Origin of the sequence: Enterococcus sp. HMSC076E04 (genome assembly GCF_001814285.1) — a bacterium.
Classification (GTDB): Bacteria; Bacillota; Bacilli; order Lactobacillales; family Enterococcaceae; genus Enterococcus_B; species Enterococcus_B lactis.
The window spans coordinates 68,232-76,867 of sequence record NZ_KV815559.1 but is presented as its reverse complement, the minus strand read 5'-3'; the positions used below and the strand labels follow the sequence as shown (position 1 = coordinate 76,867).

The window sequence follows — 8,636 nt, the reverse complement described above, 5'->3', positions numbered from 1 at the left end:
AAAAAAAAAGGAAAAGCAAAAAGATGGCTAGTCAATATCCTCTTGTTCCTCTTGTTATTAGTAGGACTAGCTTTGATTTTCAATGAACAGATCAAGGATTATCTTGTCAGAGAGACAGGAGATAAATATGCTATAGCGAATGTAACAAAAGAAGATCTGAAAAAGAATAACGATAAAGATGTCAGTTTTGACTTTGATGCGGTAGAACCAATGACGACAGAAGGGGTCATGAGGTCGCAAATGAGAGGAACAGATCTACCAGTGATTGCTAGTATCGCAGTCCCTTCAGTTTCAATCAATTTACCGGTTTTCAAAGGCTTGGATAATACGTCACTACTTTACGGAGCAGGAACATTATCTCCAGATCAAGAAATGGGAAAAGGAAATTATGCCTTAGCAAGCCATCGTGCAACGAACCCTGAATTGTTGTTTACACCGCTGGAAAATTTGGAAATGGGTGCCAAGATCTATTTGACGGATTTAGAAAATGTGTATACATATAAAACATTTTTTAAAGAAAAAGTTGCTCCTACAGATACCCAATTACTGAATGAAGTCGAGGGAAAAGAAATCGTCACACTAATTACTTGTGGCGACATGGATGCAGTCACGCGACTAGTTGTACAAGGCGAACTGGAAAGTGTTACACCGATAAAAGATGCGACAGATGATATGAGAACTGCTTTCAATCTAGAGACAAAAACATTTTAGGATACTGGGACATAAGTCGTTACAGATCAAAAACAGCCAAAGGATATAAATCGATAAGGAAAAACCAATTTGCTGAAAAAAAGAGGAACGCAAAGAGGTGCATCTCTGATTTGGTTGTTTTCTAGATAGACTTGTGTTCCAGTTTTTTTATTTTTTATATGAAAAGGCTTGCATAAATAAAAATTCGATGGTATGATGATTTTGAATAAGAAATGGATTGTTACTGTACGGCAGGCAAAACCAGAATTCAGCTAAGAAACAGTAGGCGAATTCTAGGTTTTTTTATTTTTCTTGAGAGGGCGAAGCAAAATGAAAATTGATAAAATTTTGAATAACAACGTCGTCATTTCGAAAAATGGATTCGGGGAAGAAGTCGTTTGTATGGGAAAAGGACTAGCTTTTCAAAAAAAGATTGGGGACGAGATTTCGCCAGAAGCGGTCCAAAAAGAATTTGTTTTAAGAGATTCTTTTGCTAAAAACCAATTCCAACAGCTGATGGCTGATATTCCGGCAGAGGAGATCGAATGGGTCAAACAAGTAGTTGAACTGGCTGAAGATAAACTAAAAGTTGAATTTTCGCCTAATATTTATCTGACATTGACCGATCATCTTCATTATGCGATCACACGGGCAAAAGAAAATATCCAACTGCCTAATCCATTATTATTTGAAACAAAAAAATTTTATCCGAAAGAATATCAAGCAGCGAAAGAGGCTCTTTTGTTCGTGAAACAAAAGACTGGTGTGGAACTTTCTGAGGATGAAGCCGGTTTTATTGCCTTTCATTTTGTGAATAGCCAACAAGGAAACGAAGACATGCAAGTGACGATGACCGCTACCACAATGGTAAGAGATATACTGAGTATCATCAGTAAATTCTTCGGCATCGTGTTCGATGAAGAATCTTTGAATTATCAGCGTATCATTACTCATCTGCAGTTTTTTGCCCAGCGTTATCTCAAAGGGGAAGGATCTGACGAACAAGATGAATTTCTCTACGCATTAGTTCAAGGAAAGTATCCAAAAGCGTTTCATTGTGTCGAACGGATCAATGAGTATCTTCGACAAACGCAAAAACAGGAAATGGGAATCGCAGAGCAGATTTATTTAACGATCCATATTCAAAGAGTAGTAAGTGAGAAAAAAAGCATCCAATCATAAGGATTGTTACTGTATGGCAGGCAAAACCTGGATTGAAAAAATAGGTTCACGAATGTTTGTGACTGTTTTTTTCAATCTGGGTTTTTATTTTTTAAATAAAAAAAGAAAGAAGGAAAAAACAATGGATAATCAAGCAGTTGGTCGTCGTGTATGGGAAGCGGTAGGAGGGCAAAAGAATGTCAAAAGTTTAGTACATTGTGCTACGCGTTTGCGGTTCAGATTAAAAGATGAATCCTTAGCAGATACGCAAAAGTTAAAAGAAGACCCAGACGTGATCCAAGTCGTCCAAAGTGGCGGTCAGTATCAAGTAGTGATTGGCAGTAATGTAGCAGATGTTTATCAATCGATCGTGGATGAGGAAGGTCTTGCAGTTTCGGAGGATGGAAAAGAAGAGTCCAAAAATATTTTGAATCGTCTAATTGATATCATTTCTAGCATATTTACACCTTTTCTAGGGGCGATGGCAGCCGCCGGGGTATTGAAAGGATTCTTGTCATTGGCAACGGTGATGGGCTGGCTGACAGCTGATAGCGGTACTTATCAAATATTGTTTGCTGCAGCAGATGGTGTCTTTACCTTCTTACCTGTCATGCTTGCTTTTACAGCAGCTAAAAAGTTCAAAGCCAACCAGTTTTTAGCAGTAGCAATTGCTATGGCACTTGTGTATCCAGCTATCACAGCAGTTGCTGGTGCGGGAGAAGCTATCAGTTTCTTTGGGATCCCAGTGATTCTTTCACCATCTGGTTATACTTCTTCTGTCATACCAATCATTCTAGCCGTATGGGTTCAAAGTAAATTAGAGCCATTCGTAAAAAAAGTGATTCCGCAATTTCTGCAAATGATTTTAGTTCCGCTTGTCGTTTTAGTAGTGATGGTTCCATTAACACTTCTTGCTTTAGGACCAATCGGGACGGTTGCCGGTAATGCTTTAGGCGGTCTCTTCAACTCGATTTATGGATTTAGTCCAATCGTAGCAGGTCTAATCATGGGAAGTTTATGGCAAGTATTCGTGATGTTCGGCATGCATTGGGGATTCGTACCGATCATGTTTTTGAATATCGAACAATATGGGTTTGATGTATTGATGCCAATGCTTCTTCCAGCCATCTTGGCACAAGGTGGGGCTGCTTTAGCTGTAGCATTGCGAACAAAAGATACGAAACTTCGAGCATTAGGGATTTCTTCTACAGTGACTTCGTTATTTGGAATCACTGAACCAACTGTGTATGGTGTGACATTACCTTTGAAGAAACCATTCATTGCCGCTTGTATTTCTGGAGGTATTGGTGGAGCTATTATCGGATTTTCCGGAGTAAAAGCTTTCTCCAGCAGTTTGGTCAGCTTATTGACGATTCCGACTTTCATTAGTACGGTGGATGGTGTAGAGTCAAATGCGACAGTAGCAGTAATAGCTACAGGAATTGCTTTTGTTCTTGCATTCGTAGGTACATTGATTTTAGGATTTGACGAACAAACACAAGACAATCAATTAGAAAACAAACATGCGAATGCAGGAGAACCGATTACTTCAGCACGGCATACCTTAAAAAGTCCTTTAACGGGTAAAGTACTGCCATTGAGTGAAGTACCAGACCAAGTTTTTTCTTCTGGCGTGATGGGAAAAGGTATCGCTATTGATCCAGAAGTAGGAGAACTAGTTGCACCTGCAGACGGAGAGATCACGACTATTTTTCCAACTGGACATGCTGTAGGGATCACAACGACTGACGGAGCGGAGATTTTGATTCATATCGGGATGGATACAGTAGAATTAAATGGGAATGGCTTTGAGATCTTAGTCAAACAAGGGGATCTCGTCAAAGCAGGAGATTTATTGATTCGTTTTGACATCGAAGCAATTAGAGCAGCTGGCTATAGCGTAATCACTCCAGTTGTCATTACGAATACTGATGCATTTGCCGATATACTTGAATTAGACCAAAAAGAGATTATTGCAAACGAAGATGTTCTGGCAATTGTAAAATAAGGAGGAAATCAGGATGCAATCACGTTTTTCAGAAAAATTTTTATGGGGTGGAGCAACTGCTGCCAATCAATTAGAAGGGGCTTATGATCGAGACGGAAAAGGGCTATCCGTTGCAGATGCTATGCCTGGAGGTAAGCAGCGCTTTGCGATTATCGGCAGTGAAGAATTTGACTGGACGATTGATCAAGAAAAATATATTTACCCGAATCATCGAGGAATCGATCATTACGATCGTTTCAAAGAAGATCTTGCCTTGTTTGCGGAAATGGGATTCAAATGTTATCGTTTTTCGATTGCCTGGACACGAATTTTTCCAAATGGAGACGAAGGTACTCCTAACGAAGCGGGATTAGAATTTTATGATCAGCTGATTGATGAGTGCTTAAAATATGATATTGAACCTGTGATCACGATTTCTCATTACGAAATGCCTCTTCATTTGGCAAAAGAATACGGTGGCTGGAAAAATCGAAAACTGATCGACTTCTATGAACGATTTGCTCAGACAGTATTAGAGAGATACAGCAGTAAAGTCAAATATTGGATGACTTTCAATGAAATCAATTCGGCCTTTCACTTTCCAGCTTTAAGTCAAGGATTAGTAAAAAGCAATGGAGCAGGAGAGTACCAAAATATTTTCCAAGCATGGCATAATCAATTCGTTGCAAGTAGCAAAGCCGTAAAAATCGGCCACGAATTGCGTTCGGATATCCAAATCGGCTGCATGATTATCTATGCAACAACTTACAGCATCGATGCCAATCCAGTCAATCAGGCAGCAACAATGATCCAAAACCAAGAATTCAATTTTTTCTGCACGGATGTCCAAGTACGTGGAGAATACCCTGCATACACAGCGCGTACCCATAAAAAATATGGAGTCGATCCGGAAAAATTAGAGCAAACGGAAAAAGACTTCCAGTTGCTAAAAGAATATCCAGTGGACTACATCGGATTTAGTTATTATATGTCTACGGCAATCAATGAGACTGATCCACAAGCAGCAACTTCAGAAGGGAACTTGCTGGGAGGAGTAAAAAATCCGTTTCTTGAGGCAAGTGAATGGGGCTGGCAGATCGATCCAGAAGGGCTGAGAATCGCATTGAATGAATTATACAATCGTTACCAGAAACCATTATTCATTGTTGAAAACGGTCTTGGAGCCATTGATCATATGGAAGAGGATGGCACGATTATTGATGATTATCGGATCGATTATTTACGTCGTCATATCGAAGCGATGGCTAATGCAGTAGCAGACGGTGTAGATTTGATGGGCTATACGCCTTGGGGATGTATCGATCTTGTCAGTGCATCAACAGGAGAAATGAGTAAACGTTACGGCTTTATCTATGTGGATCTAGACGATGAAGGAAATGGGACACTGAATCGATCAAAGAAAAAATCTTTTGATTGGTATAAAGAAGTAATTGCCTCAAATGGCGTAAACTTGTAATTAAAGCAGCTGAATGAAAAAGAACACACTTCTCACATGTGATTTGTGTTCTTTTTTTTTTTTTTATGTGCTATTCTTTTAGTAATAGTAAAGCAAAGGGTGACGTTATGAAAAGGACACGTGTACTATACTTGGAAGTCGCAGATAAAATTAAAGAAGATATTTTCTCAGGAAAATATCCAGTCGGTTCGATGTTGCCGACAGAAAGTGAATTAGAAGAACTGTTTCAAGTCAGCAAAATCACTGTCCGAAAGGCAATCGAACTGCTGGCATCAGATGAATATGTCGCAAAGAAAAGTGGTCGTGGGACGACGGTTCTAAGCAATCGTCCTTACAATCGATTATCCAAAGCGGCAAGCTTTACGCAAATCTTGGAGAACTTCCGATATGAAGTCCGGAAAGAAACGCTGGATTTGCAATTGGTCCATATAAAGAAGGAAGATCCTTTGTTTTCCTTTTTCGGTGAGCAAGCTGTTTGTTTTAAGCGCTTATATTATTTGAACAATCAGCCTTATATTTATTTTGTTCATTATCTTCCACAAGAAATGATGCAATTCAGCAGAGAAGAATTTGGCAAAGAATCTTTGTATCGTTTGCTGACGAAAAAAGGATATACTATTGACTCATTTTCTGATGATTTCTCGGCAGTATTTTTAACAGAAGAAGAACAAGGAATTCTGAAAACAGACGCACAGATCGGCATCAAACGGATACGGAAATCGTCTACGCAAATTGGGGAAATGATTGAATATTCGGAGGCGGTCTACCATACGGAGCTGCATCCTTACCATATTGATTATGAAACATAAATAAAAAAAGAGGTTGTGAAAAAGCTGCCCTGCATCAAGTAATAAGAACAGCCAAACAAAAATAGCTTCTCATATTTTTCGTTTGGTTAGGCTTATTACCGCAGATACACGGCTGTTTCTGGATTACCATTTATTCTGGATAAGGGGGTGTGGCACGATTTTCAGAAGGAATCTATGAACCAATCACTGTATTGATTTTAGCTTCGATGGTAACCCCATTCGGCTTGACGATCGCTTATTTCTTAGGGAAAATCATTCGTAAAAATATATTCAATCGTCAAGAAATCGATACATTGAAGACCGCTTTTCCTATGGGGATCTGTCAGATCACAGAGGGATGTTTCCCTATCGTATTGAACGACTTGGAACGCAATGTCATAGCAACGGGAGTCGGTGGGGCAGTAGGTGGCGGATTAAGCATGTTTTGGGGCGCAGATAGCCGTATTCCGGCATCGGGAATGTTTGCAGTCGCTACGATGACCAGACCATGGGCATTCATTGGTGCATTGTTAGCTGGTTCTTTTGTCACAGGAATAACCATTTTATTATTGAAAAAACCAGTAGATCCGAATGCAGAAATCATCCAAGAAGAAAAAGAGGAAGAAGACATATCTTGGGATGATTTGACAATTAGTTAGGAGAGGCAGAATGGATTACAAGAAAAAAGTACAATAGATGTACCTTGAGGCAGGAATGGTATGAAAGAATCAGAGTTAGAAAGAATCGAATATACAGATTTTGGTTTAGGAGCGATCGAAACTGTCCAGAGCATCGGCACCCTCCTTGAAATGACGATGAAGGAAAAATGAGAACCTTTCGTTGTCGAAAAGGTCTGGTATACCTTATGTCGAAGGAAAGGAAACAAAAAAACTTTCCTGTACTATTCCAAAAAGGAAAGAAAGTTATTATACAGTAAAAAAAGAAATTATTCTTCATGCTAGAGATCAGTACACGTTCGAGCCCAATATCAAACACTAGTTCCAGGCAGGCGCAACAGGTGCGGTTATCACTGAATTTTCTTCCAGCAGTGACGATTCAAGTGATATTTTTACAAATCCAGCTATTTATCGTTAACAAAAAGATTTTTAGGAGAAGCTGATGAACAAAAATGATCAAATTTTGATCGTTTAGTTCGTCGGCTTTTTCATTTAGAGAAACATCATTTATCAGTGAAACATAACACGAGAACAAAATGATTTTTTCGTTAATAAAAGAAACAAGTATTTGTTGTTTAAAATAATACACGTTATTGGCATATAGGACGAAATCCCAGTATCTTCTATAAGTAAGTCATTTCATATCGATGAAAACACGTTATTTATTTTTGTTTTATCTATAAAATAGCTGAAAAATGATTTTTTTCTAAATACTATATATAGTGGCGTCTATCCTGTATACCACTAAAAAACTACAAAATCTAGTCTTTTATTTTAAAAAAACACGTGTAGAATGAAGATAGACTTTTGAGCTAGGGAGTGTTTTTTTATGAAACTTACTGTTTTTTGCGGTTCCCGTTTTGGTAATAAAGAAAGTTACAAATTTATTGCGCAAACGTTAGGAAAATACATGGCACAAGAAGAAATCGAACTGGTTTACGGTGGTTCATACTCCGGGATTATGGGAGTGATTAGTAAAACAGTACTGGAAAATAACGGAAAAGTCACAGGTATCTATCCGAATGGGCTTTTTGAAACTGAATTGCCTGGAAAAGATGTTACTACATTCATTCCTACAGAAACGATCGATGAAAGAAAGGTATTATTATTTGAAAAGGGAGATGCTGTCCTCGTTTTCCCTGGAGGTCTAGGTACATTGGAGGAATTCTCACAACTTCTTTCTTGGATAGCAATCGGTCTGACGCCTGACAAGCCAATCGGAATATTGAATATTGGCGGTTATTACAGCGGCTTGCAACAATTATTAGAAACTTTTGCAAAAGAGGATTTTATGGATAAAAAATGGTTGGATCAAGTAATCTTTTCCAACAATCCATTGGAACTGGTCAATGAATTACGAGCAGTATCTATTAAAAATCAGTTATTATTGAAGGAGGCAAAATAATGAGTCAAATATATTTAGCAGGACCATTTTTTTCAGAGGAGCAAATCGATCGAGTAAGTCGTATCGAAAAAGCGTTGGAGGAAAACAAAACAGTCACAAGTTTCTACTCTCCACGTCATCACCAAGAAAGCAATTATGAACTATTCAGCGCTGGATGGGCGCAGGAAGTATACGAAAAAGATATGGAAGAACTGACAAATGCAGAATTTGTTGTTGCTATCCTTGACTTTGAGCATCAAATAATCGATCCAGGAACGGCTTACGAATTAGGTGTGGCAACTATGTTGAAAAAACCGATGATCATTGTACAAGAAGAGACGGTACCTACGAACTTGATGATTACACAAAGTCTTCACACGTATTTAAAATCAGACCAAGCTGTACGCGAATATGATTTTGAAAAATTGCCTGTTGAAACTTACGTAGGCGAGTACTTATAGAAGAGGAAGGG

General features: G+C 38.6%; 8 protein-coding genes and 1 pseudogene. 8 read left to right on the top strand and 1 reads right to left on the bottom strand.

All coding sequences use genetic code 11. The features are described 5' to 3' along the window. The 6 genes and pseudogenes from HMPREF2961_RS00950 to HMPREF2961_RS00925 all read left to right on the top strand — a co-directional run. The coding region (locus HMPREF2961_RS00950) for a class A sortase (protein ID WP_256277952.1) at positions 1-711 on the top strand (711 nt) is incomplete at its 5' end. A gap of 309 nt (positions 712-1,020) precedes the next feature. Next, positions 1,021-1,872, top strand: coding sequence for a BglG family transcription antiterminator LicT (gene licT / locus HMPREF2961_RS00945; RefSeq protein WP_002291144.1), 852 nt, complete (start codon positions 1,021-1,023; stop codon positions 1,870-1,872). A 121-nt stretch (positions 1,873-1,993) separates the two neighbouring features. Beyond that, positions 1,994-3,859 carry a beta-glucoside-specific PTS transporter subunit IIABC gene (locus HMPREF2961_RS00940; RefSeq protein WP_070703795.1) on the top strand — a complete coding sequence of 622 codons (1,866 nt, stop codon included), beginning with the start codon at positions 1,994-1,996 and terminating at the stop codon, positions 3,857-3,859. Positions 3,860-3,872: 13 nt separating this feature from the next. Further along, entirely contained in the window at positions 3,873-5,315 is a 1,443-nt protein-coding gene (locus tag HMPREF2961_RS00935; protein ID WP_002338528.1) for a glycoside hydrolase family 1 protein, read from the top strand. A 107-nt stretch (positions 5,316-5,422) separates the two neighbouring features. Continuing rightward, on the top strand, positions 5,423-6,124 hold the full coding sequence (locus HMPREF2961_RS00930) for a GntR family transcriptional regulator (RefSeq protein ID WP_070703768.1): 702 nt from the start codon (positions 5,423-5,425) through the stop codon (positions 6,122-6,124). Between the two features lie 161 nt (positions 6,125-6,285). After that, positions 6,286-6,762, top strand: a pseudogene (locus HMPREF2961_RS00925) (PTS fructose transporter subunit IIC); the annotation flags it as partial. Between the two features lie 397 nt (positions 6,763-7,159). Here the strand turns inward: HMPREF2961_RS00925 and HMPREF2961_RS15880 are convergent. Next, positions 7,160-7,369, bottom strand: coding sequence for a hypothetical protein (locus HMPREF2961_RS15880; RefSeq protein ID WP_083314189.1), 210 nt, complete (start codon positions 7,367-7,369; stop codon positions 7,160-7,162). A 240-nt stretch (positions 7,370-7,609) separates the two neighbouring features. Between HMPREF2961_RS15880 and HMPREF2961_RS00920 the strand changes: the two genes are divergently transcribed. Then, complete coding sequence (locus HMPREF2961_RS00920; protein WP_002293608.1) at positions 7,610-8,185, top strand: LOG family protein; 576 nt, start codon at positions 7,610-7,612, stop codon at positions 8,183-8,185. Beyond that, positions 8,185-8,625 (top strand): nucleoside 2-deoxyribosyltransferase, encoded by a 441-nt coding sequence (locus HMPREF2961_RS00915; protein ID WP_070703766.1) that lies wholly within the window; start codon positions 8,185-8,187, stop codon positions 8,623-8,625. The genes HMPREF2961_RS00920 and HMPREF2961_RS00915 overlap by 1 nt, the downstream gene beginning before the upstream one ends. The last annotated feature ends 11 nt before the right edge of the window (positions 8,626-8,636 follow it).